The sequence below is a fragment of the Janthinobacterium violaceinigrum genome (assembly GCF_009208555.1).
GTDB classification, from domain to species: domain Bacteria; phylum Pseudomonadota; class Gammaproteobacteria; order Burkholderiales; family Burkholderiaceae_D; genus Janthinobacterium; species Janthinobacterium violaceinigrum.
Genome location: NZ_WFLI01000046.1, coordinates 12,165 through 34,054, shown reverse-complemented (window position 1 = coordinate 34,054; position 21,890 = coordinate 12,165). Strand labels below are relative to the sequence as shown.

24 protein-coding genes are annotated in these 21,890 nt (G+C 64.0%); 4 read left to right on the top strand and 20 right to left on the bottom strand.

Features of this window, described 5'->3' with window-relative positions:
* Positions 1-9 precede the first annotated feature (9 nt).
* From GCN75_RS25790 to flgB, 8 genes are all read right to left on the bottom strand, one after another.
* On the bottom strand, positions 10-1,125 hold the full coding sequence (locus GCN75_RS25790; protein WP_152259062.1) for a flagellar basal body P-ring protein FlgI: 1,116 nt from the start codon (positions 1,123-1,125) through the stop codon (positions 10-12).
* Positions 1,126-1,127: 2 nt separating this feature from the next.
* Positions 1,128-1,778 (bottom strand): flagellar basal body L-ring protein FlgH, encoded by a 651-nt coding sequence (locus GCN75_RS25785; protein WP_152259063.1) that lies wholly within the window; start codon positions 1,776-1,778, stop codon positions 1,128-1,130.
* Between the two features lie 50 nt (positions 1,779-1,828).
* Positions 1,829-2,611, bottom strand: coding sequence for a flagellar basal-body rod protein FlgG (gene flgG, locus GCN75_RS25780; protein WP_071322383.1), 783 nt, complete (start codon positions 2,609-2,611; stop codon positions 1,829-1,831).
* 72 nt (positions 2,612-2,683) lie between these two features.
* Positions 2,684-3,427, bottom strand: a complete 744-nt coding sequence (locus GCN75_RS25775; protein WP_152259064.1) for a flagellar basal body rod protein FlgF — start codon at positions 3,425-3,427, stop codon at positions 2,684-2,686.
* Positions 3,428-3,502: 75 nt separating this feature from the next.
* Positions 3,503-5,050, bottom strand: a complete 1,548-nt coding sequence (locus GCN75_RS25770; protein WP_152284903.1) for a flagellar hook protein FlgE — start codon at positions 5,048-5,050, stop codon at positions 3,503-3,505.
* Positions 5,051-5,103: 53 nt separating this feature from the next.
* Entirely contained in the window at positions 5,104-5,799 is a 696-nt protein-coding gene (locus tag GCN75_RS25765; RefSeq protein WP_152284902.1) for a flagellar hook assembly protein FlgD, read from the bottom strand.
* Between the two features lie 15 nt (positions 5,800-5,814).
* Entirely contained in the window at positions 5,815-6,216 is a 402-nt protein-coding gene (flgC, locus tag GCN75_RS25760) for a flagellar basal body rod protein FlgC (protein WP_071075845.1), read from the bottom strand.
* A gap of 2 nt (positions 6,217-6,218) precedes the next feature.
* Positions 6,219-6,671: a flagellar basal body rod protein FlgB gene (flgB, locus tag GCN75_RS25755; protein ID WP_099666855.1), complete on the bottom strand. Its 453-nt coding sequence runs from the start codon at positions 6,669-6,671 to the stop codon at positions 6,219-6,221.
* Between the two features lie 191 nt (positions 6,672-6,862).
* Here flgB and flgA point away from each other — a divergent pair, with 191 nt between their 5' ends.
* The 3 genes from flgA (at position 6,863) to GCN75_RS25740 (ending at position 8,454) form a co-directional block, all read left to right on the top strand.
* Positions 6,863-7,558, top strand: coding sequence for a flagellar basal body P-ring formation chaperone FlgA (gene flgA / locus GCN75_RS25750; RefSeq protein WP_152284901.1), 696 nt, complete (start codon positions 6,863-6,865; stop codon positions 7,556-7,558).
* 111 nt (positions 7,559-7,669) lie between these two features.
* The gene (gene flgM, locus GCN75_RS25745; RefSeq protein ID WP_034787161.1) at positions 7,670-7,978 is read left to right on the top strand and encodes a flagellar biosynthesis anti-sigma factor FlgM; all 309 of its coding nucleotides are present in this window, start codon (positions 7,670-7,672) and stop codon (positions 7,976-7,978) included.
* A gap of 8 nt (positions 7,979-7,986) precedes the next feature.
* Positions 7,987-8,454 carry a flagella synthesis protein FlgN gene (locus GCN75_RS25740; RefSeq protein WP_152284900.1) on the top strand — a complete coding sequence of 156 codons (468 nt, stop codon included), beginning with the start codon at positions 7,987-7,989 and terminating at the stop codon, positions 8,452-8,454.
* Between the two features lie 50 nt (positions 8,455-8,504).
* Here GCN75_RS25740 and GCN75_RS25735 read toward each other — a convergent pair whose 3' ends face one another.
* From GCN75_RS25735 to GCN75_RS25685, 11 genes are all read right to left on the bottom strand, one after another.
* Positions 8,505-9,359 (bottom strand): hypothetical protein, encoded by an 855-nt coding sequence (locus tag GCN75_RS25735; protein ID WP_152284899.1) that lies wholly within the window; start codon positions 9,357-9,359, stop codon positions 8,505-8,507.
* A 72-nt stretch (positions 9,360-9,431) separates the two neighbouring features.
* Positions 9,432-9,794: a translation initiation factor Sui1 gene (locus GCN75_RS25730; RefSeq protein ID WP_152259070.1), complete on the bottom strand. Its 363-nt coding sequence runs from the start codon at positions 9,792-9,794 to the stop codon at positions 9,432-9,434.
* A gap of 62 nt (positions 9,795-9,856) precedes the next feature.
* Positions 9,857-10,633: a flagellar motor protein MotD gene (motD, locus tag GCN75_RS25725; protein ID WP_152284907.1), complete on the bottom strand. Its 777-nt coding sequence runs from the start codon at positions 10,631-10,633 to the stop codon at positions 9,857-9,859.
* 5 nt (positions 10,634-10,638) lie between these two features.
* Positions 10,639-11,385: a flagellar motor protein gene (locus tag GCN75_RS25720; RefSeq protein ID WP_152259071.1), complete on the bottom strand. Its 747-nt coding sequence runs from the start codon at positions 11,383-11,385 to the stop codon at positions 10,639-10,641.
* Positions 11,367-12,098 (bottom strand): RNA polymerase sigma factor FliA, encoded by a 732-nt coding sequence (locus GCN75_RS25715; RefSeq protein ID WP_152259072.1) that lies wholly within the window; start codon positions 12,096-12,098, stop codon positions 11,367-11,369. The genes GCN75_RS25720 and GCN75_RS25715 overlap by 19 nt, the downstream gene beginning before the upstream one ends.
* A gap of 45 nt (positions 12,099-12,143) precedes the next feature.
* Positions 12,144-13,007 (bottom strand): MinD/ParA family ATP-binding protein, encoded by an 864-nt coding sequence (locus GCN75_RS25710; protein WP_152284898.1) that lies wholly within the window; start codon positions 13,005-13,007, stop codon positions 12,144-12,146.
* Positions 13,000-14,328, bottom strand: coding sequence for a flagellar biosynthesis protein FlhF (gene flhF, locus GCN75_RS25705; protein WP_152284897.1), 1,329 nt, complete (start codon positions 14,326-14,328; stop codon positions 13,000-13,002). The genes GCN75_RS25710 and flhF overlap by 8 nt, the downstream gene beginning before the upstream one ends.
* Before the next feature lie 312 nt (positions 14,329-14,640).
* Entirely contained in the window at positions 14,641-16,737 is a 2,097-nt protein-coding gene (flhA, locus tag GCN75_RS25700; protein ID WP_152284896.1) for a flagellar biosynthesis protein FlhA, read from the bottom strand.
* Positions 16,734-17,927: a flagellar biosynthesis protein FlhB gene (gene flhB, locus GCN75_RS25695; RefSeq protein WP_152284895.1), complete on the bottom strand. Its 1,194-nt coding sequence runs from the start codon at positions 17,925-17,927 to the stop codon at positions 16,734-16,736. The genes flhA and flhB overlap by 4 nt, the downstream gene beginning before the upstream one ends.
* A 139-nt stretch (positions 17,928-18,066) precedes the next feature.
* On the bottom strand, positions 18,067-19,065 hold the full coding sequence (locus GCN75_RS25690) for a fumarylacetoacetate hydrolase family protein (protein WP_152284894.1): 999 nt from the start codon (positions 19,063-19,065) through the stop codon (positions 18,067-18,069).
* An 89-nt stretch (positions 19,066-19,154) separates the two neighbouring features.
* A complete protein-coding gene (locus GCN75_RS25685; RefSeq protein ID WP_070289165.1) occupies positions 19,155-19,865 on the bottom strand; it encodes a pseudouridine synthase in 711 nt (236 codons plus the stop codon).
* A gap of 256 nt (positions 19,866-20,121) precedes the next feature.
* Here GCN75_RS25685 and GCN75_RS25680 point away from each other — a divergent pair, with 256 nt between their 5' ends.
* Positions 20,122-20,487: a hypothetical protein gene (locus tag GCN75_RS25680; RefSeq protein ID WP_152284893.1), complete on the top strand. Its 366-nt coding sequence runs from the start codon at positions 20,122-20,124 to the stop codon at positions 20,485-20,487.
* Positions 20,488-20,869: 382 nt separating this feature from the next.
* On the opposite strand, the gene GCN75_RS25675 is transcribed toward GCN75_RS25680, so the two are convergent.
* Complete coding sequence (locus GCN75_RS25675) at positions 20,870-21,871, bottom strand: S49 family peptidase (RefSeq protein ID WP_152284892.1); 1,002 nt, start codon at positions 21,869-21,871, stop codon at positions 20,870-20,872.
* Between the last annotated feature and the right edge of the window lie 19 nt (positions 21,872-21,890).

The following is a 21,890-nucleotide window of genomic DNA, read 5'->3' as shown; positions in this document are numbered from 1 at the left end:
GCGTGTCCATCAAATGATTTCAAGTTCGGCGCGCAGCGAACCGGCCGCCTTCATCGCCTGCAGGATGGCCAGCAAGTCTTGCGGCGAGGCGCCGATGGCATTGAGGGCTTTCACCACGTCCGACAGCGAAGCGCCGCCCTTGACCAGCATGACCTTGCCCGGTTCCTTCTTGATATCGATCTGCGCCGTCTGCGTGACCACCGTGCGCCCGCCCGACAATGGCGGCGGCTGGCTCACCTGCGGCTCCACATTGATGGTGACGGACAGGTTGCCGTGCGAAATGGCACATGTTTCCAGGGTCACGGACTGGTTCATCACGACGGAACCCGTGCGCGCATTCATGATGACCTTGGCGGCCAGGCGGGCCGGATTGACTTCGATGCTTTCCAGCTGGCCCAGGAAGGCCACGCGCTGGTCGCTGCCGCCAGGCGACTGCACCTGGATCACGCGGCCGTCGAGCGCGGCGGCCGTGCCGGCGCCGTAGCGGCTGTTGATGGCGTCGACCACGCGGCTGGCGGTGGCGAAATCGGTGGCGTTCAATTCCAGGCGTATCGTATTGTTGGCGCCCAGTACCGTGGGCACGGTGCGCTCGACAGTGGCGCCGCCCGAGATGCGGCCCACGCTCAGGTGATTGATGACGACGGAGCTGCCGGCCGCCTGCGCGCCCACGCCGCCCACCAGCACGTTGCCCTGCGCCATGCCATACACCTGGCCATCGGCGCCCTTCAGCGGCGTCATCAGCAAAGTGCCGCCGCGCAAGCTTTTCGCATTGCCCATCGACGACACCGTCACGTCGAGCAGCTGGCCCGGCTGGGCAAACGCGGGCAAGGCCGTCGTCACCATCACGGCGGCCACGTTTTTCAGCTGCAAACTGGTACCTTGCGGCAAGTTAATGCCCTGTTGCTGCAGCATGGCGGCCACGCTCTGGATGGTGAACGGGGTTTGCGTGGTCTGGTCGCCGCTGCCGTCGAGGCCGACGACGAGGCCATAGCCCATCAGCTGATTCTGGCGCACGCCGGCAATGCTGGCCAGGTCCTTGATGCGCTCGGCCTGCGCCACGGGCGCCAGCAGGGCGCAAGCGAGGCCGGCGATGGCCAGGAAACGGGGAAAGGTCGAGGTCGCCATGATCAGAACGGCAACAGGCTGAGGAAGAAGCGCGAAGCCATCGACGCCATTTCCGCACGGTCGATCTGGCTGTTGGTGCGGTACTCGACGCGCGCATCGGCCACCTGGGTCGACGGCACGACGTTGCCGATGCCGATCGTGTCCGGATTGACCATGCCCGAGAAGCGGATGAATTCCGTGCCCTTGTTCATGGCGATCTGTTTCTCGCCGGCGACGATGAGATTACCATTAGGCAATACCTCGATCACCGTCACGCCGATGGTGCCGGAAAAGGTGTTGCTGGCGGACTGGTTGTCGCCGTCGGCAAATTTCGTTGCGCCATTCGCCGCCACGGTGCCGCCGAAGCGGCCCTGGGCGATGCCGGGCGTACTGAAGCCCACGCTGCCCGACTTGTTGCCGGAACTGGCGCCCGCCTTGACGGCATTCGTGCGCTCGGTGATGGCGATCGTCATGGTGTCGCCCACGTGGCGCGCGCGGCGGTCTTCGAAGGCAGGACGGTAGGTCGACGGCTGGTAGATGGAACCGTTGTTGACGACCACGGGTTCCGGCATCGGCGCGCGCGTGGTGGTCGGGTATTGCACGATCGAGGTGGGCGTGATGGCGCAGCCGGACAACAGGACTGCGGACAACAGGGCGATGATGGGGTATTGCATGACGGACCTCCGCTGCCATCCGGCGGCGGATGGCATGACGACTATGAAAATTAAAGTTGCGACAATTTCTGCAGCATCTGGTCGGATGTGGTGATGGCCTTGCTGTTGATCTCGTAGGCGCGCTGCGTCTGGATCATGTTGACCATTTCCTCGGCCACGTTGACGTTCGAGGTTTCGATATAGCCCTGCATCAGCACGCCGGCGCCGTTGGTGCCCGGGGTGTTGGTTTGCGCCACGCCGGAGGCACCCGTTTCCATGTACAGGTTTTCGCCCTTCGATTCCAGGCCGGCCGGATTGACGAAGGTGGTCAGTTGCAGCGAGCCGATCTGCGATGGCGCCACGGTGTCGGGCAAGGTGACGGAAACGGTGCCGTCGCGCGCCACGGTCAGGCTCAGCGCATTGGTGGGCACGGTGATGGCGGGCTGGATGACAAAGCCTTCGGAAGTGACGAGCTGGCCGTTGCTGTCCGTCTGGAACGAGCCGTCGCGCGTGTAGGCGGTGGCGCCGTCCGGCATCAGCACCTGGAAGAAGCCCGTGCCGTTGACCATCACGTCGCGCGAATTGCCCGATGCCTGGGGATTGCCCTGCGTATGGATGCGTTCGGTTGCCACCGTGCGCACGCCGGTGCCGATCTGCAAGCCCGATGGCAGCTGGGTTTGCTGCGACGATTGCGCGCCCGGCTGGCGCACATTTTGATACAGCAAGTCTTCAAACACGGCGCGCGACTTCTTGAAGCCCGTGGTGCTGACGTTGGCCAGGTTATTGGCGATCACATCCATCTGCGTCTGCTGCGCTTCCAGGCCGGTTTTGGCAATCCAAAGGGAACGAATCATGATTTTTCTCCAATAACAGCGCTTACCAGCCCTGTAGACTATTTCTATGTGACCATTATGCGGTGGCCCCTATCAATTCAAAGCGAGGATCTGGGTGGCTTTCGCCGCGTTATTCTCGGCATTCTTCAATAAACTCATTTGCGTTTCGAACTGGCGCGCCAGGGCAATCATGCTGACCATGGAGTCGACGGGGCTGACATTGCTGCCTTCCAGCGCGCCCGTCGTCAGTTTGACGGCCTGGTCCGCCTGCGCGACCGTGCCATCCTTCAGGCGGAACAAGCCGTCGTCGCCGCGCACCAGTTGCTGCTCGGGCGGGTTGACCAGCTTGATGCGTCCCAGCACCGTCGACGGCCCCGGCGGCACGTCCGTGGAAATCGTGCCCACCGTGCCGTCGCCGCTGATGGCCACCGTCACGCCGGGCGGGATGGCCAGCGGGCCCGTATCGCCCTGCACCATCAGGCCCGACTGCGTCTGCAGCATGCCGTTTTCATTGAGTTTCAAGGCGCCGTTGCGCGTGTAGGCTTCGGACCCGTCGGCCGACTGCACGGCGATCCAGCCGCCGTTTTCCACGGCCACGTCGAGCGCGCGGCCCGTGTGCTGCATGGGACCTTGCGTGAAATCGGAACCGACCGTCGAATCGACGACAAAGGCGCGCGTGGGCATCATGCCGTCGGCCACCACGGGCACGGCACGGAACGAGTCGAGCTGAGCACGGAAACCCGTGCTGGTGGCGTTCGCCAGGTTGTTCGCCGTGGTCGCCTGCTTGTCCAGGATGTGCTTGGCGCCCGAGCCGGCGGTGTAGATGAGACGGTCCATGTTTTATTTCTCCTGTTGCTTTCAACCCAAGACAGAAAGCTGGGGTCAGACCCGGCGGGTCTGACCCCGGTACTATTAACGCAGGTTGACCAGGGTTTGCAGGACGGAATCCTGCGTCTTGATGGTCTGCGCATTTGCCTGGTAGGCGCGCTGGGCCGTGATCATGTTGACCAGCTCTGCCGTCAGGTCGACGTTCGACACTTCCACGGCCGAGGCGCGCAAGTTGCCCAGGGTGCCAGTCTTCGGCTCGCCCGTGATGGGCTTGCCCGAAGCCGAGCTTTCCACCCAGGCGTTGTTGCCCAGCGGTTCCAGGCCGTTCGGGTTGGTAAAGTTGCTCAACACCACCTGGCCCAGCGCGCGCGTCTTGCCATTGTTGTACTGGCCCTGGATGACGCCGTCGTCGCCGACGATGAATTGGCTCAATTGACCCGCCTTGTAGCCGTCCGCTTCCGTTTTCTTTTCCGCCGTGGCCGTGCCCAGCTGGGTCGATTTGCTGAAATCGACCTGCACCGACAGGGTCGCATTCGCGCCCGTGGCGGGGAAGATCGGCAGGTTGACGGTGACGGGCAAGGTTTGCGGCGGCGTCAGGGCCAGCATGGCGGCCCGGTCCAGGCTGCCGACCGTGTTGAAGACCAGCGAACCGGTCTTGATGGCTGGCACCACGGTCACGGCGCGGATGGCCGCGTCGATCTGGTCGGGCGTGCGGCTCGAGTTGACGCCGTTCGGCACGGCGCTGCCGTAGGTGGCGGCGATGGCGGCCAGCTGCGCCGGCGTGGCGCCTGCGGCGGCGGCAGCAGCCGAGACGGCGGCACCGACCGCATTGCCATAGGCGACGGCGGCGGCCGTCACGTTGGCCGGCACCAGCGGCACGGCCGTGGCGGCGGCCTGGTAGGCGGCGCGCGCGGCCAGCGAGGCAGGGTCCGTCTGCAGGGCCGCCGCGGCCTTCATGCTGGTTACTTCCGTGCCGTCAACGGCCGAGTAGACGTCCCAGGTGTTGGTGCCCGTCTTGACGTAGAAATTCGACATGATGTGGGAATTGCCCAGCGAATCGAAGACTTCGACGGGGAACGACTTGCTGTACGACGTGTCGTCCGTCGACTTGAACGGCACCGTGGTCGGCATGGCCGTGTTCGAATTGAGGTTGACTTGCGTGTCGATCTTGGTCGTTGCCTGGGGTTTCATGTCCGACTGGTCGATCTGCAGGGGCACGACGGCGCCGGCCACGATCTTGCCGTTGGCGTCGGCCGCATAGCCGGTCAGCTGCGCCAGCTGGGCGTTGACGATGAAGCCGCTCTTGTCGACCTGAAACTGGCCATTGCGCGAGTACTGGACGGCGCCGTTGACGCTGGTACGGAAGAAGCCGCCGCCATTGATGGCGATGTCCAGGGGATTCGACGACGTTTCCAGGTTACCCTGGTTGAATTGCTGGGCGATTTGCGAGACCGACACGCCGATCCCCGCCTGGTTGCCGCCCACGCCATACAGCGAGTTGGCATAAATGTCGGCGAACTGGGCCTGCGACTGCTTGAACCCCACGGTCGACGAGTTGGCGATGTTGTTGCCGATGACGTCCAGCGATTTGGCGGCGCCATTCAAGCCGCTCAGGCCTTGTTGGAAAGACATTGTGTTCTCCTGGTAGAAATTAGGGGTAGAGGGTCACGCTAAGGGGAAGCGGCTTACAGAATCTGTTTCACATCGGCCATGGTGATGCTGCCCACGCCCGGCACATTCAATTTCACACCATTGGCGCCCGTCGACACGCTGGCGACGGAACCGAACATCAGCGCCGTCGCATCCTTGAGCTTGGTACCGCCGCGCGTGGCTTCCACCGCGAAGGTGTAGGCGCCGTCGGCCAGCACGATGGGCTTGCCATCCTTGTCCAGGTCGGCGGTGGAACCGTTCCAGCCCAGCGGCAAGGTGCCCGCCGGCTGCGCGCCCAGGTCGATGGAATGGACTTCCTTGCCATCCTTGTAGATGGTGACCTTGACCTTGTCGGCAGCCGTGGCCAGGTCCACGCCCAGCAGCGCGGCGCTCTTGCTCAGGTTGATGTCCTTGCCTGCCGTCAACACGCCATGGCCGATGATGTTGGCCGCCTGCATCGATTCAGCTTGCTGGTAACTGGCCTTCAGGGTTTCCAGGGTCGTGTTGAGCTTATTGACGCCCGTCACCGTGGACAGCTGCGCCAGCTGGCTGGTCAGCTGCGCATTGTCCAGCGGATTCATCGGGTCCTGGTTTTTCAGCTGGGTGACCAGCAGCGTGAGGAATTTGTTCGTTTCCGCTTCGACACTGCCTGCCTCGGCCGTCGTCTTCTTCGGATTCATCGTCGCCATCAGGTCGGTGGTGACGGTGTTGCTCGTATCGATGGTTGCCATAATGATCAATCAGCCTTATTGGCCAAGGGTGAGGGTTTTCAGGAGCAGCGACTTGGCCGCGTTCATGGTTTCCACGTTGGTCTGGTACGAGCGCGAGGCCGACAGCATGTTGACCATTTCGTCGACCGTATTCACGTTGGGCATGGTGACGTAGCCCTTCTCGTCGGCCAGCGGGTTCTTCGGGTCGTAGACCAGCTTCATCGGCGACGGGTCTTCGATCACCTTCTGCACCTTGACGGCCGTGGCGCCGTTGGCCATGGGCACGGCCTCGAACACCACCTGCTTGGCGCGGTAGGCTTCGCCCGTGGCGCTGGTGGCGCTGTCGGCATTGGCCAGGTTGCTGGCCACCGTGTTCAGGCGCTGCGCCTGGGCGCTCATGGCCGAACCGGAAACATTGAAGATATTAAATAGCGACATGATTATTGTCCTCCCTGGATGGCCGTCAGCATGCCCTTGATCTGCGAGTTGAGGAACGTCACGGCCGCTTCGTAGCGGATGGCGTTGTCGGCAAAGGCGTTGCGTTCGAGGTCCATGTCCACCGTATTGCCATCGACGGCCCCCTGGGCCGGCGCGCGGTACAGCAGCGGCGTGCCGTCGGCCAGGGTCTCGACCTTGCCGCCACCGGGTGCGCCCGCAGCTGCGGCCACGCCCTTGCCCGGCATATGCTGCGGCGCCGTGCCCTTCAGGGCGGGCGGCACGCCGTCCTTGCGCGCCATCGCGCCCTTCAGCGCGGCGGCGAAATCGACATCGCGCGCCTTGTAGTTGGGCGTGTCGGCATTGGCGATATTCGAGGCGAGCAATTCCTGGCGCGTCGAGCGCAGGCTCAGCGCCGTCTCGTTGAAGCGCATGTAATCGTCGAGTTTCCCTATCATGTCAGGCTCCGGAAAGATCTGCCACTGGCGCCCGAGATGGCGGAAGGATGGCGGTATAGTGATGACAGGAAACATAGTACGGCGCGCACCGGCATGGCCATCGCCGGATCAGACCGTACTTTTACCCCTTAATCGGCGCTTCGAACGGGGCGGCGCGCACTATCATGGCACTATTCCAGAGGCCTATCACCATGAAAACACCGCTTGCTTTCCTTCTTGCCCTCGCCGCCCTGCCATTGCTGGCCCAGGCGCAAAACGCCGGCCGGCAAACGCAGGAAGCGCTGCGCAACAGCGTGGAACAGTTCCTGCAAGTGCAAAGCAACGGCTTGCCGGGCAAGGTGACGATCACCGTCGGTGCCGTCGATCCGCGCCTGAACCTGGCCGCCTGCCCCGCGCCGCAGGCATTCATGGCGCCGGGCGCCCGCGCCTGGGGCAAGACCACCGTGGGCGTGCGCTGCACGGCACCAAGCAACTGGACGATCTACCTGCAAGCCAACGTGGCCGTCGTGGGCGACTACGTGGCCAGCGCCGTACCGTTGGCGCAAGGGCAAGCCATCGACGCCAGCCAGCTGGTGACGATGCAGGGCGACCTGGCCGCATTGCCGGCAGGCATCGCCACCGACATGGCCCAGGTGGTGGGCGCCAGCACGAATATTTCCTTGCCGCCAGGCACGCCGATGCGCCTCGACACCCTGCGCCGCAAGCCCGTGGTGATGCAGGGCCAGCTGGTACGCGTCGTTTCCAGTGGCAACGGTTTCCAAGTGGCATCAGAAGGACGCGCCATCGGCAGCGCCGGCGACGGCCAGACGGTGCAGGTGCGCACGCAAAGCGGCCAGCAGATCAGCGGCGTGGCGCGGGCTGGAGGCATGGTGGAGGTCGCTTTTTAAACACGGATGGACAGCGATATTGTGGTCTGGCGCACTAAAGTTTCGGAAGAAGGTGCCGATAATGACACATATCCCGGAGTTTTTTGACTTCGACCAGACGAGGATCACGCTGTGAAAATTACCGACAACACCATTAAAAGCAATCCCGGCCTGCCGGTGGCGCCCGCGAGTACCTCCGGCGCCCGGAATGCCGAGAAAGCCCAAGCAACACCGACGACGTCGGACAATGTACGCCTGTCGCCGCAAGGACAGGCATTAGCGGCCAGTGCAACTGCCGGCAGCGGCGCCGTGTTCGACACGAAAAAAGTCGAGCGCATCAAGCTGGCGATCGCCGACGGCCAGTTCCAGGTCAACTCTGAAAAAGTGGCGGACGGTCTCCTCGACACAGTCAAGGACTTGCTGCACTCACGAAATAGATAGGTTCCCTCATGCAATCAGTGACTCCGTTTTCCAGCCTGCGCGACGAGCAACAGCTCATGACCACATTGCTGGCATTGATGAAAGAAGAACAGCGGCATCTGGTTGCCGCTGACATCGATGCAATCGCGGAGCTCACCGTACGCAAGACGGCACTGGTGGGACAATTGAGCCAGCTGGCGGCGCAACGCCACCAGGCGCTGGCGGCAGCCGGCTTTACGGCCGCCGAAGCGGGCATGGAAGACTGGCTGGTCGGCGCCAGCGAGGCCGAGGCGGCATCGCTGTGGAAAGCCCTGCTCGAGACCACGCGCGAAGCGAAAGAGCAGAACCGCCTGAACAGCCTGCTCGTCAACAAGCACATGCTGCACACGCAAGGCGCCCTGAACGCCATGCGCCCCCCGGCCCAGAGCGGCAATTTCTACGGCCCCAGCGGCCAACCGACGACGAACACGGCCAGCCGCCGCGTCGTCATCGGCTGATTCCCCCTAATTAACAGCCATCCCCCGGCAAGGCGCAGCCGCCCTGCCCTTCAACCGTGCGCGGGACGTCCCGTATGCTGGCGGTATTTCGCCACGATGGCTTGCGCCTTCGCGGCGGCCGCCGCTTGCTGCTCCGGCGTCAGTTCCGCCTGCAGCCAATGCCAATATTCATCCTGGTAGGGATTCGTGACGCCGGGCGCGAGGATGTCGTCGTAGACCTGGCGCAGCGCCAGCAGGTAGCCATATGCTTGCGGCGCATCTTTCTGCACCACCTCGCCATCGCGCAGATACGCCATCATCAGGGTCGACACACTCGAGAGTTCCGCCTCGTCCGCCTGCGCCGTCAGCTGGGCGATGGCTTGCCGCTTCCACGCCTGCACCAGCGGATCGTCGGGACGGTTGCGCAGCGCGCTGCGGTCGCCGAACGGCCCTTCCGACAGGAAGATGGTGGCCGCACCCGGCACGCCGCCCTGCGCGGCGGCGGCCAGGTAGCCGAGGCGGTCCTCGCGCTGGCGCTGCGTCAAGCCCGCGCACAGCTGCTGCTGGGCGGCTTTTTCTTCCGCCGTCATCTCGCGCCCCAGCTCGAATTCCAGCCCCGGCAAGCGGCTTTCGCGCTGGAAGACGATGCAATCGTCGAGCAGGTTATACGCCGCATACGCGTCTTCCGGCTTGCCGCTGGCCGCCAGGCGTGCCAGCTGCTGCGCCAGGGTGACGGGCACGGGCGCCGCGGCAGGCACGGGCACGGCATCCAGATTGAAATACGAGGCCAGGCTGCGGCCCTGCGGTGCGGCTGGGCCACCGGCCGCCACCTGGGCCGCATCGCCGTCGGGCGCCGGCCAGTACACGAACGCCAGCGCTGCCGCGATGGCGGCGGCGATGGCGATGCCGGTCAGTTTGTTATTCATGTGAGGAGGCGCATAAAAGGAAACGCACGTTACCACAGGCGCGCGGCACCGTGCCGCACGCACGCGGCCCTGCTAGCCGCCCGCCTTTTTCGGCTGGTGGCCCAGCCTGGTCAGCGCAGCCACGATGGTGTCCACATGGTCGCCCTGCACTTCGATCACGCCATCCTTGACCGTGCCGCCCGAACCGCACTGCGTGCGCAACTGCTTGCCCAGCAGGGCCAGCGCGATGGCGTCCAGCGGCAAGCCCTTGACCACGGTGACGCTCTTGCCGCCGCGACCCTTGGTCTGGCGCGACACGCGCACCACGCCGTCGCCCGCAGGCGCCGCCTTCGCTTGCGCCTTGCACGCGCATTGCGCCAGCGGCTGGCGGCACGCGGGGCACATGCGGCCCGTTTCGGTGGAATAGACGAGACCGCCCAGGGAGCTGCTTTTCATGAGGGAAAGATAAAAAGGAAGAAAGCGCGATTGTACCAAGCGGCAGCCCGCAGTTGACGAGCTCAGTTGGCTGGCGCCACGGGCGCCGTCGGCACTTCCGTCACCGTTTCCGGGATGCCCGACAGGATCGTCACGGCCACGCGGCGGTTGCGCGCGCGCCCTTCCGGCGTGGCGTTCGGTGCCACGGGGATGTTGTCGGCGTGGCCCACGGCCGTCAGGCGCGACGCCTTCACGCCGCTGGCGATGAACAGGCGCACCACGGCGCTGGCGCGCGCGGCCGACAGTTCCCAGTTCGAGGCAAAGTTCGAATTGCTGATCGGCTGCACGTCCGTATGCCCTTCCACCTGCACGTCATGCGTGTCGTCCTTGAGCAGCACGGCCACGGCGCGCAGGGCCTGGTCCGATTCCGCCGTCAGGCGCGCCGCGCCCGGGTCGAACAGCACGCTGGCATTGATTTCCACGCTGACGCCACGGCTCGTCTGCGTGACCCGCACCTTGCCTTCCTTGACCAGCGGCGCCAGGGTGGACGTCAGGTCCTGCGCCAGGCGCGTCATGTGTTCACGCTCGCGGCGGATGGCTTCCGTGCGGCGTTTCAGGGCGGGATTGGGCAGCGGGATGGCTTGCGGCGCTTCCATGACGATGGGCGGCGCGCCCTTTTCCAGGCTGAAGGCCTGGCCGATGGCGTTCTGGAAGACGCGGTACTTGCCTTCGTTGACTTGCGAAATCGCATACATGACGACGAAGAAGGCGAACAGCAGGGTGATGAAGTCGGCGTACGAGATCAGCCAGCGGTCCTGGTTGTCCGGTTCCTCGTCATACTTCCTGCGCGCGCGCCGCATCATGGTCAGTGCTCGTGCAGCAGGCTGGACACACGCTCTTCGATGATGCGCGTATGGTCGCCCGTGGCGATGTCGTACAGCACGGCGGCCGTGATTTCATACTGCAGCACGCGGCGCGAAACGATGGCCTTGAGTTTATTCGCCACCGGCAGGAACAGCAGATTGGCCAGGCCGACGCCGTAGATGGTCGACACGAACGCGACGGCGATGCCGCCGCCCAGTTTGCTGGGGTCGGTGAGATTTTCCATCACGTGGATCAGGCCCAGCACGGCGCCCAGGATGCCGATGGTGGGCGAATAGCCGGCCGCCGATTCCCACACCTTGACGGCCTGGCGCTCGGCCATTTCATAGGCGGAGATTTCCACGTCGAGCAGCTGGCGCAGCTTGTCGGGCGCGATGCCGTCGACGATCATGCGCAAGCCCTTGGCATTGAAGCGGTCGGCCGTATTTTCCATCAGGCGCTCGAGGGCCAGCGGGCCGTCGCGGCGCGCCGTCAGGCTCCATTGCCCGATGTCGCGCGCCAGCGCGGCGCGCGTGTCGGCCGGCGGCAGGAAGACCCAGCGCAGCATTTCCAGGCCCCGCACGAAGGTGCGCAGCCGCGTCTGCAGCAGCACGGCGCCGAAGGTGCCGACGATGACGATGGCAAAGGCGGCCGGCTGCAGCAGGGAGGCCATCTTGCCGCCTTCCAGTGCCTGGCCGACCAGCAGGCCCGCCAGCGCCAGCGCCAGCCCGATTACGCTGGACCAGTCCACGCCTGCTCCCTCAAGGTTGCGCGCAGGCGCGCGACGGCCTGGGTATGCAGCTGCGAGACGCGCGATTCCGACACGCCCATCACCGCGCCGATCTCCTTCAGGTTCAGCTCTTCTTCGTAGTACAGGCCCATGAGTATTTTCTCGCGTGGCGGCAGCGCATCGATGGCATCGATCACGGACTGCCGGAAATCGGTATCGAGCAGGGAACGCAAGGGGTCGCTGTCCTCGTCCACGCAATGGCGGTCGAGGAAGCTGTCATTGCCGTCCGGGTCATGAAAATCTTCGTAGTACACGAGCTGGTGGCCGCCGCCGTCGCCCAGCATTTCCTGGTAGTCGGCCAGCGACATCTTGAGCAGCTTGGCCACTTCCGACTCCGTCGGCGGATGGCCCAGGCGCTGCTGCAGGATGCTCATCGCCTCTTCGATCTTGCGCATGTTCTGGCGCATGCTGCGCGGCAGCCAGTCGCTGGTGCGCAATTCGTCGAGCATGGCGCCGCGGATGCGCAGCACGGCATACGTCTCGAACTGCGCGCCATGCGTCTCTTCATAGCGGGTAATGGCATCCAGCAAGCCGATCATGCCGGCCTGGATCAGGTCATCGACCTCGACCGAAGGCGGCAATTTCGCCTTCATATGGTGCGCCAGACGCTTCACCAGCGGAATGTGTTCCGTCAGCAAATGGTCCTTGTTCGATTTCCCTTTGACCGTGTACATAGGCTGCTTATTGTTTTCTCGTCTTATCTGGTGCTACGGTTGCATTCAGGCGCTGAAATGGTGTGCGCTCCCCGTCTGGCACAAGGTACCGCCCAGCACCGGCGCCGCCGAACGGGCCAGCCGCTCGGCCAGTCCGCGAAACGCCACCGAAGCGCCCGCCAGCGGAAACGCATCGACCACGCTGCGGCCCAACCGCGCCGCGCGGTGCAGATACTCATCGGCAGGCACCGACCCCATCGAAGTCAGTTTCACGGCCAGGTAGCGGCTCGCCGCCTGCGCCATATTATCGTATACCACTTTTGCCTCGGATTCGGAAGCGCCCGTGACAAGAATGCCAAACGGACGCCGTCCCAGTTCCTGGCTCAGGCGCTTGATCAGGCAGTACGCCGCCTTGATCGAGGTGGCGCTGGTCGATACCTGCACGACGATGTCGGACGAGGCCATCAGCGGCACGGGGAAGCAGTCGCCCTCGTCGGCCACGACGCCGTCGACCAGCACGATGCCGCTCTGGCGCGCCAGCACCTCGAAGGTCTTGCCCAGGCGGCGCAGTTCGTCCGCGCCCGCATAGTCCATGCTGTCCATCAGGTGGTTGCGCGCGCCCAGGCTGGCCACGCCGAAGCCTTGCGGCACCTGGTGGATCACCTGGTTCAGGCCGCACTGCTGGCGCGCCACGTCGCGCAGGCTGGCGCCATGCGCCAGTCCCAGGCGCGATGCCACGCCATCGCTGCCGCCGCTGGCGTCGAGCAGCAGCACGTCATTGCCGCCATAGGCCAGCGAGGCGCCCAGGTTGACCAGCATGGCGCCCTTGTCGTCCTGCGGCGTGGCCGAGAGGAACGTCATGACGCGCGGCTGCGGGCCGGCCAGCATGCGGCGCAAGCCTTCGGCCTGGTCGAAATCGAAATTAGCCAAGGTGCACCCCGCGCGCTTCATTGTTGCGGGCAGCTGCCTGCGCCATCAGCAGCGGCAGTTCGGCATCGGAAAACTGCGTGGCCGCCGCATCGCGCTTGAGCTTGAAGGCACGGTCGATCAGGTAGCCGCGGTCGGCCAGGTACAGGTCTTCCGGCACGCGCTGGCCGTTCGACACATAGAACAGGTTCAGCTTCTGGCGGATCACCACGTCGAGCACGTTGCCGATCGACGCCGCTTCATCGAGCTTGGTCATGATGCAGCCGGCCAGGCCGCTGCCCTGGTAGGCGCGCACCACTTCATTGAGGGTTTCCTGCGTGGCCGTGGAGTTCAGGCACAGCAGGCGTTTCACATCGGCGCCGGCGCCCGACAGCATGGCCACCTGCTCCGTCACCATCTGGTCGCGCTGGCTCACGCCCACCGTATCGATCAGCACCGTATGCTTGTTCTTCAATTCCTTCAGGGCGATGCGCAGGTCCGCCTCGTCCTTCACGGAATGCACCATCACGCCGAGGATCTTGCCGTAGATGCGCAGCTGTTCATGCGCGCCGATACGATAGGCATCGGTAGTGATCAGGGCCAGCTTTTCCGGGCCGTGGCGCATCACGCAGCGGGCGGCCAGCTTGGCTGTGCTGGTGGTTTTGCCCACGCCCGTCGGGCCTACGAGGGCGAACACGCCGCCCTGCTCCAGCATGGCGTCTTCATTGGCCACGGTATTGAGGTTGCGGCTCAGGACCGTCTTGATCCAGCGCATGCTTTGCGCGCCATCGAGGCCGGCGGGCAGCTTGTCGATCAGGTAGCGCGCCAGGCTGGCCGAGAAGCCGGCTGCCAGCATTTCGCGCAGCACCACGGCTTTTTGCGGCTCGCGCTGCTGCGTCGAGCCCCACGAGATTTCCGCCAGCTGGGTTTCCATCATGCCGCGCATGGCGCGGATTTCATTCATCATGCCGCTCATTTCGGCGGCGGCGTTTTCCTTGACGTGCGCCAGCGCGCTGGCCATCATCTGCTGCATGCGGGCCATGTCCACTGGCTCGGAGGAAGCCTGGCGCGGCGCTGGCTGGCGCGGCGCGGCGGGACGCTGGGCCGGGGCGGCCGCGCGCTGCGGCGTGGCGAACTGGGTCTGCAACTGGGGACGGGGCTGGGCCATTTCGGAGGCGGCCGGCGGCGAGGCCAGCGAAGCGGCATCGTCATTGGCCAGCGCGAGGATTTCCACCACGCCATCGGCCTGGCGGTTCGACAGGATCACGGCATCGGGGCCCAGCGCTTCGCGCACCTTGCGCAGCGCATCGCGCGACGAGGCGCCCGTAAATTTCTTCACATTCATGACCGGCCTCCCAAGGCGGGGGTGGCGCAATATTGGCTGAACTGTGTGACCATCATCGACTCCTGTTGCTTGAGTGCTGTCTTCCACATGGACACAGATCACCCGGACAGTTTCCATTATTAGCGATGCTTGGAGGAAATGATCGAAGGAACAGGACGGGAAAGTACCCGTTATTCAGTTTGCCGGCAGGAAATTGATGTTTATTTGACCAAAAGCAAGGGCTGGGAGGTTGGGGTCAGACCCCCGTACACGTTGGCAATGACCTTGCTGTTGGCGGTGTTGAGGGTCTGACCCCGGCATTGACAAAGCCGACTATTGCGCGCCCACCAGGCTGGTCACCCGTATCGTCTTGGTTTCCGGCACTTCCGCATGCGACAGCACTTTCAGCTGCGGCAAGGCGCGGCGCAGGAAGCGCGACAGCAGGGCCCGCAGCGGCGCCGGCACCAGCAGCACGGGCGTCAGGCCCAGCGCTTCCTGCTGCTGGGCAGCCAGCCCCGCCTGGTGGGCGATGGTGTCGGCCAGGCCCGGCTCGATGCCGGCCCCATCGCCGCCATTGCCCATCGCTTGCATCAGCAGGCGTTCCAGGCGGCTGTCCAGGGTCATCACGGACAGTTCGGCCGCGCCGGGGAACAGTTGCTGCACGATGGCGCGGCCCAGGGCCACGCGCACCAGCGCCGTCAGGTCGTTCGGGTCCTGCGTCTGCACCGTATGCTCGGCCAGGGTTTCGATGATGGTGCGCATGTCGCGGATGTGCACGCCCTCGGCCAGCAGGTTCTGCAGCACTTTTTGCAGGGTCGACAGGGACAGCATCTTCGGCACCAGGTCTTCCACCAGGCGCGGCGACTCCTTGCCCAGGTGATCGAGCAGGGACTGCACTTCCGCGCGGCCCAGCAGTTCGGAAGCGTGCGAGGTGATCAGGTGGTTCAAGTGCGTGGCCACCACGGTGCCCGCATCGACCACCGTGTAGCCCATCGATTGCGCCTGGTCGCGCAAGCTGGCGTCGATCCAGGTGGCGGGCAAGCCGAATGCGGGATCGCTCGTGGTCAGGCCAGGCAAGGTGCCGCTGGCCATGCCGGGATTGATGGCCAGGAACTGGCCGTTGAACGCTTCGCCCACGCCCACTTCCACGCCCTTGAGGGTGATGCGGTAGGCGGACGGTTTCAATTCCAGGTTGTCGCGGATATGCACGGGCGGCGCCAGAAAGCCCACTTCCTGGGCGAATTTCTTGCGGATGCCCTTGATGCGCTTGAGCAATTCGCCGCCCTGCGTCTTGTCGACGAGGGGAATCAGGCGGTAGCCCACTTCCAGGCCCAGGGTATCGACGGGCATGATGTCTTGCCAGCTGGCTTCTTCCTGCTCGGGCGCCACCGTGGCTTGCGGCACTTCGGCCGGCTTTTCGGCCGCCGCTTTTTCCTGCGTGCGCTTCTTGCTGATCAAATAGGCGGAACCGGCCAGCAGCGAGGCCAGCAGGATGAAGACCATGTTCGGCATGCCGGGAATCAAGCCCATGCCGCCGATGATGCCGGCGGTAATGTACAGCACTTGCGGTTTCGCAAACAATTGCCCCACCAGCTGGGTGCCGATGTCCTGTTCGCTGGCCACGCGCGAGACGACGATACCGGCGGCCGTGGAAATGATCAGCGAAGGAATCTGCGCCACCAGGCCGTCACCGATGGCCAGCAAGGTGTAGTTCTTGAGCGCATCGGCAAAGCCCATGTCGTGCTGCAGCAAGCCCACCAGCAGGCCGCCGACGATATTGATGACGGTGACCATGATGCCGGCGATGGCGTCGCCGCGCACGTATTTGCTGGCACCGTCCATGGCGCCATAAAATTCCGCTTCCTGCGCCACTTCCGTGCGGCGGCGGCGCGCTTCGTCTTCGCCGATCAGGCCCGCGTTCAGGTCCGCATCGATGGCCATCTGCTTGCCGGGCATGGCGTCCAGCGCGAAGCGGGCGCCCACCTCGGCGATACGGCCCGCACCCTTGGTCACGACGGTAAAGTTAATGATCGTCAAAATGATAAACACCACGATACCGACCGTGTAGTTGCCGCCGATCAGGAAGTGGCCGAACGCTTCAATCACTTTACCGGCCGCGTCGGCGCCCGTATGGCCTTCCGTCAGCACCACGCGCGTGGACGCCACGTTCAGCGACAGGCGCAGCATGGTCGACACGAGCAGGATGGTGGGGAAAGCCATGAAATCGAGCGGCTTGACCGTGTACAGCGCCGTCAGCAGCACGATGATGGACAGCGCGATATTGAAACTGAAGAAGATGTCGAGGATGAAGGCGGGCAGCGGCAGCACCATCATTGCCAGCAGCATGATGATGATGACCGGCGCGGCGATGCCCTTGCTGGCGTTGTTGCCCATTCCGCTGAGCCAGGCTGGCATTCTCAGGCCGTTCATGGTGTACTTCCTTTATTCTTGTCTGCTGCGCCGGCTGCCGGCGGTGTCTGCGATGCGGGGTTTTGCGGGTCGAGCTCGGGCGGCACGTCCAGCTTCTTCGGCTTGTCCGGACGCTCGCCCTGGCCCTTGCCATAGCTGCGCAGCTGGAACACATACGCGAGCACCTCGGCCACGGCGCCGTACAGGGCCTCGGGAATCTCGTCGCCGATGTCCGTGTGCTTGTACAGCGCGCGCGCCAGGGCCGGCGCTTCCAGGATGGCGACCTTGTGCTCGCCCGCCAGTTCGCGGATCTTCGCCGCCACCTCGTCGACGCCCTTGGCCACCACCTGCGGCGCGCCGCGCGAATTCTCGCCATACTTCAAGGCCACCGCGTAGTGGGTAGGATTGGTCACCACCACGTCGGCCGTCGGCACGTCGGCCATCATGCGGCGGCGCGACATTTCATGCTGCATCTGGCGTATCTTCGCCTTGATCTGCGGATTACCGTCCGACTCCTTCGACTCTTGCTTGACTTCCTGCAAGGACATTTTCATCTTGTTGGCGTAGTGCCACATCTGGTACGGACCGTCGATGGCGGCGATCAGGCCCAGCGCGCCGACGATCAGCAGGAACGCCGTAATCAGCAAACTGATCAGATGGGCCGAACCGGCGCGCAGGGATTCGACCGACAGGCCCAGCACGGCATCCTTCTGGTGCTGCATCACCATCCAGGCAACGACGCCCACGACGAGGGTCTTGGCTATGGCCTTGAGCAACTCCACCAGCGCATTCTTCGAAAACATATTGCCCAGGCCGCGAATCGGGTTGAGCTTGCCAAAATTGGGGGTGAACGCCTTGGAACTGAACAGCCAGCCGCCCACCAGCACGGGCGAGGCCAGGGCGACGAGCATGATGGCCAGCGCATACGGCAGGCACGTCAGCAGGACGGAACCCACGTCGTAGCCGATGCGCAACATCATCGCGTCGGGATTGAGTATCTGCTCCCGGTCCAGGCTCAGGCCGGACACCATGACGGCCGTCAGCCGCCGCACGATGGCGTCGCCGGCAAACCACAGGCAGCAGCCGGACGCCATCAGCACCGTAAACGTTGCCACTTCACGCGATCGCGGAACGTCGCCTTCCTCACGCGCCTGCTCGAGGCGCTTCGGTGACGCGGCTTCGGTCTTTTCTGCGTCGCTGTCTTCCGACATCAATCAACTCCGGTGAAGTCCTGCAGCCTGGCTAGGCGCAATACGGACTGGGCATGGAGCATTATCGGTTCAATGGCGGCAACGCCATCAAGGGAAAAGGAGGGCGAATCCCCTGCTTTTCCTTTGCTCCCCAGAAACCTTAGCGGGTCTTGCGAGCTTCCGCCTGTTTCACCGTCTGCTCGATGGCGCCAAACAAGGACTTGCCGTCATCGCCCAGCATTTCCAGGCGAACAACGTCGCCAAACAGCAGATAAGGCGTACTGGCTACGCCATCGGCGATCATCTCCTGGTTACGTCGCTCAAAAATACTGGAAAATCCCTTCTTGACTTCCTTGTTGGCGACGCCGCCCGCGCTGACCACGCTGCCGGCGCGCGCGTTGCGCGTCTGGCACAGATGGGCGAGCAGCTGCGGGTAATTGAAGGCCATGTCGGCGCCCGCGTGGGGCTGGCCCGTCAATTTGCCGTTCAGGCTGCAGCGCAGCGCGTAATGCACCTTGCCGCCGCGCCAGGCATCGCCCAGCTCGTCGGGCGTGATGGCGACAGGCGAGCACGCCATGGCCGGTTTCGCCTGCAAAAAGCCGTAGCCGCCGGCCTGCTCGTCCAGCGCCAGGTTGCGCAAGGTGATGTCGTTGACCAGCATCAGGAGCTTGATGTTCAGGTGCGCCTGGTCCGGCGTCGAGCCCATGGCCACGTCGTCCGTGATGGCGGCGATGCCGGCCTCGTAGTCGATGCCCCACTGCTCGTGCGCCAAGACGATCGCATCGTGAGCGCCCAGGAAATCATCGCTGGCACCCTGGTACAGGCGCGGCGCCTCGCGCAGATTGGCGGGCGCCTCGCTGCCCGCCGCCTTGCAGGCCCGCTCGATCTGCTGCAGATAGGAGGCGCCGGCCACGCGCAGGCTGCTGCGCGGCAAGGGCGCCATGCAGTTGGCGGGATCGAACTCGAAAGCGCGATGGCCGCGGCCGCTATTGATGGTCTGGTACAGCAAATCGAGCTGGGGCGCGATGAAACTCCAGTCGTCGAGCGCCTTTTGCAGGGTCGAGGCGATGCCATCGGCCAGATGGGCCGTTTTCAGGTCGCGCGAGACGACAGCCAGCTGGCCGTCGCGCGTGCCATCGTTCAGGGTAGCTAATTTCATGTGGGAAAAACTTCGTCAAATGCAGGCGATTGGACGCTGAAGACGCCAAAAAGCCGGGACATCCCCGGCTTTGGCGGTCAGCAAGAAGGTCAGGCCAGCAGCGCGATCTGCTCCGGCGTCAGATAGCACCACTCGCCTTCCGCGATGCCCAGCGACTCCAGGGTCAGGCTGCCGATGGCGGAACGGTGCAGCGCGCTGCAATGGTTGCCGGCGGCGGCCAGCATGCGCTTGACCTGGTGGTATTTGCCTTGCTCGAGCACGATTTCAAGCTGGTGCTCGCCGCGCTTGACGCAGACGAGGGCCGCCAGCGGGGCCGGCTCATCGTGCAATTGCACGCCGGCCAGCAGCAGGGCCACCAGTTCATCGGTCACCGGCTCTTGCGTGGTGGCCTGGTAGATCTTGGGAACGTGGCGCTTCGGCGACGATTGTGCATGGATAAACGGACCATCGTCCGACATCAGCAGCATGCCGGTCGTGTCGTGGTCGAGCCGGCCGACGGGCTGGACTTCGCGCCAGGTGAACTGTTCCGGCAGCAGGGTCAGCACGCCAGGATGATGGCTGGGCTTGCGCGAGCATTCGAAGTTGGCAGGCTTGTTCAGCGCCAGGTACAGGTGTGCGCGGTACACCCATTCCTCTTCGAACACGTGCAGCACCAGGCCATCGGTCTCGACGGTGGTGCGGTAATTGGTCTGGGTGACGCCATCGATGACAACATCGCCATCCTCGATCAGGGAACGACAGTATTTACGGGTGCCAAAACCCTGCGATTGCAGGATGCGGTCTAGGGATAATTTACTCATGGGCGTGACTTTACCAGAAGCGGCTGGCAGCGTGAAGCGGCGGCGCGCGCCGCCTGCGTCGGCCGCGGAGCGCGCACTTACCTTGCGCAGGCACAGATATGCGGAAGTACAAGGTGAGATTTCGATATAAATGGCCAATTCCTTTGAGATATATCAAGCGCTCGGAATATCGCGTTGATAGACTGAAACTTCGTTAGGAATCCGCCTAATGCACTTTAGGAATTGTGGCAGTTGCCACCTCTCACAAGGACATCGTATGAAGCATACCGACACCATCGCCTTACAAGGCAGCATCGCCGACATGCGCAAACGCATCGCTGCAGAACAGGCGGCCATGCACAAGGTCAAGCTCGGCGTGGCGCGCTGGCGCAATGCCCCCGGAGCGCAGGAGGCGGACGCGCCGCCGTCGCCAGCCCGTCAAGCGCAGTGGCATGCCGAGGCGCAATGCCATTTCATGTGCTGGCTGGAACTGGGCGGTTTTGCGCATGCGGATGCAACAAGCGAAAACGCGGCCGCCCCCGCCATGGCCGATGCACTGCTCGACACCGGCACAGCAACGGCGCCGGCCCGGCAAGCGGCCCCCTTGTCCCTGCCCGCACACTGCAACGGCTGCGTCGTCTGAGCGGCGCCAGCGGACCAGCCATGCCCTGCCCTTGCATGCTTTTCTTGCCAGCCTGCCCAGACCGTGCAGCACCAGCCTGTCACAACTACAGCCCCATCGAAAACGACGCACAAAAGGAAACGGCGGCATTGCGCCGCCGTTCCCAAGCCCCAACGGGACTTTAGTGAGGAATGTAAATTCACTCAAAACCACATCTGCGATGCGGCGAGTAGTTCCAAGACCTGCCAATCAAGTTAGTACTGACAACATAGTTGATATATCGCCCCTCCTTGAAAAGAACTACGGTTTCACTATAGCCCAAGCAGCCCCTTTTTCAAGCCAATTTACCACCTTATTGAAAATCATTCTCGACTGGCTTGCCTGCCAGCCAAGAGTGATGTCCTCAGCGCAACGCCGGTTGTGACTGCTGCACGGCCGCCTTCATGGCGCCGGCGCCCATGGCCGCGCCAAATTTCTTCAGCACCCGCTCCGGCAAGCCTTCATGCTGCGTGTAGTCGACGATGTCTTCCGCCTTGACGACGTCGCGCGCCACGCTGTCGACCGTGCCGAAATCGTCGGCCAGGCCCATTTCCACGGCTTTCGCGCCCGTCCAGTACAGGCCGGAGAAGGTATCGGGCGTTTCCTTCAGGCGCTTGCCCCGTCCCGTGCGCACCACCTCGATGAATTGCTGGTGGATTTCATTGAGCATGCCTTGCGCATACGCCTTGTGTTTTTCCGTCAGGGGGCTGAACGGGTCCATGAAACCCTTGTTCTCGCCCGCCGTCAGCAGGCGGCGCTCGACGCCCACCTTTTCCATCACGCCCGTAAAGCCGAAGCCATCCATCAGCACGCCGATGGAACCGACCACGCTGGCCTTGTTGACGTAGATACGGTCGGCGGCGGCGGCGATGTAATAACCGCCCGAGGCGCACATTTCATCGACCACCACGTACAGGGGCTTGTCCGGATAGCCCTTGCGCAGGCGCTGCATCTCGTCGACGATCATGCCGGCCTGCACGGGACTGCCGCCCGGACTATTAATATGCAGCACCACGGCCACGGAACCGGCATCGGAAAAGGCCTTGTCCAGCGCGGGGATGACGACGGCGGCCGAGCCGCTGCCTTCGGACTCGATGGCGCCGCTGATGTCGATCAGGGCCGTGTGGCGGCCCAGGGTTTCGCTGTCGTCGGCCGTGTTGTAGTCATAGAACACCCACAGGGCGAACAGCACGATCAGCAGGCTGAAGACCTTGAAGAAGATGCTCCAGCGGCGGTGCGCGCGTTGCTCTTGCAAAGTGGCAAATACCAGCTTTTCCAGCACGTCGCGCTCCCAGTTCCCCGCAGGGGCGCCGCTGCCGGCGGCTGGCGCGCTGCTGTCCAGCTTGTCATTCGTGTTATCGCTCATGGTTCACTTTGTTTAAATT

What these genes read in the sequence shown, in the direction of transcription:
- flgC (WP_071075845.1), bottom strand. Translation starts at nt 6,216, where the DNA reads ATGTCGCTATTTAATATCTTCAATGTTTCCGGTTCGGCCATGAGCGCC.
- GCN75_RS25680 (WP_152284893.1), top strand. Translation starts at nt 20,122, where the DNA reads ATGAAGCATACCGACACCATCGCCTTACAAGGCAGCATCGCCGACATG.
- GCN75_RS25765 (WP_152284902.1), bottom strand. Translation starts at nt 5,799, where the DNA reads ATGGCAACCATCGATACGAGCAACACCGTCACCACCGACCTGATGGCG.
- GCN75_RS25785 (WP_152259063.1), bottom strand. Translation starts at nt 1,778, where the DNA reads ATGCAATACCCCATCATCGCCCTGTTGTCCGCAGTCCTGTTGTCCGGC.
- GCN75_RS25690 (WP_152284894.1), bottom strand. Translation starts at nt 19,065, where the DNA reads ATGAAATTAGCTACCCTGAACGATGGCACGCGCGACGGCCAGCTGGCT.
- flhA (WP_152284896.1), bottom strand. Translation starts at nt 16,737, where the DNA reads ATGAACGGCCTGAGAATGCCAGCCTGGCTCAGCGGAATGGGCAACAAC.
- GCN75_RS25740 (WP_152284900.1), top strand. Translation starts at nt 7,987, where the DNA reads ATGCAATCAGTGACTCCGTTTTCCAGCCTGCGCGACGAGCAACAGCTC.
- flhF (WP_152284897.1), bottom strand. Translation starts at nt 14,328, where the DNA reads ATGAATGTGAAGAAATTTACGGGCGCCTCGTCGCGCGATGCGCTGCGC.
- GCN75_RS25715 (WP_152259072.1), bottom strand. Translation starts at nt 12,098, where the DNA reads ATGTACACGGTCAAAGGGAAATCGAACAAGGACCATTTGCTGACGGAA.
- GCN75_RS25685 (WP_070289165.1), bottom strand. Translation starts at nt 19,865, where the DNA reads ATGAGTAAATTATCCCTAGACCGCATCCTGCAATCGCAGGGTTTTGGC.
- flhB (WP_152284895.1), bottom strand. Translation starts at nt 17,927, where the DNA reads ATGTCGGAAGACAGCGACGCAGAAAAGACCGAAGCCGCGTCACCGAAG.
- GCN75_RS25790 (WP_152259062.1), bottom strand. Translation starts at nt 1,125, where the DNA reads ATGGCGACCTCGACCTTTCCCCGTTTCCTGGCCATCGCCGGCCTCGCT.
- flgA (WP_152284901.1), top strand. Translation starts at nt 6,863, where the DNA reads ATGAAAACACCGCTTGCTTTCCTTCTTGCCCTCGCCGCCCTGCCATTG.
- GCN75_RS25770 (WP_152284903.1), bottom strand. Translation starts at nt 5,050, where the DNA reads ATGTCTTTCCAACAAGGCCTGAGCGGCTTGAATGGCGCCGCCAAATCG.
- flgG (WP_071322383.1), bottom strand. Translation starts at nt 2,611, where the DNA reads ATGATTCGTTCCCTTTGGATTGCCAAAACCGGCCTGGAAGCGCAGCAG.
- GCN75_RS25735 (WP_152284899.1), bottom strand. Translation starts at nt 9,359, where the DNA reads ATGAATAACAAACTGACCGGCATCGCCATCGCCGCCGCCATCGCGGCA.
- GCN75_RS25730 (WP_152259070.1), bottom strand. Translation starts at nt 9,794, where the DNA reads ATGAAAAGCAGCTCCCTGGGCGGTCTCGTCTATTCCACCGAAACGGGC.
- GCN75_RS25775 (WP_152259064.1), bottom strand. Translation starts at nt 3,427, where the DNA reads ATGGACCGTCTCATCTACACCGCCGGCTCGGGCGCCAAGCACATCCTG.
- flgB (WP_099666855.1), bottom strand. Translation starts at nt 6,671, where the DNA reads ATGATAGGGAAACTCGACGATTACATGCGCTTCAACGAGACGGCGCTG.
- motD (WP_152284907.1), bottom strand. Translation starts at nt 10,633, where the DNA reads ATGCGGCGCGCGCGCAGGAAGTATGACGAGGAACCGGACAACCAGGAC.
- GCN75_RS25675 (WP_152284892.1), bottom strand. Translation starts at nt 21,871, where the DNA reads ATGAGCGATAACACGAATGACAAGCTGGACAGCAGCGCGCCAGCCGCC.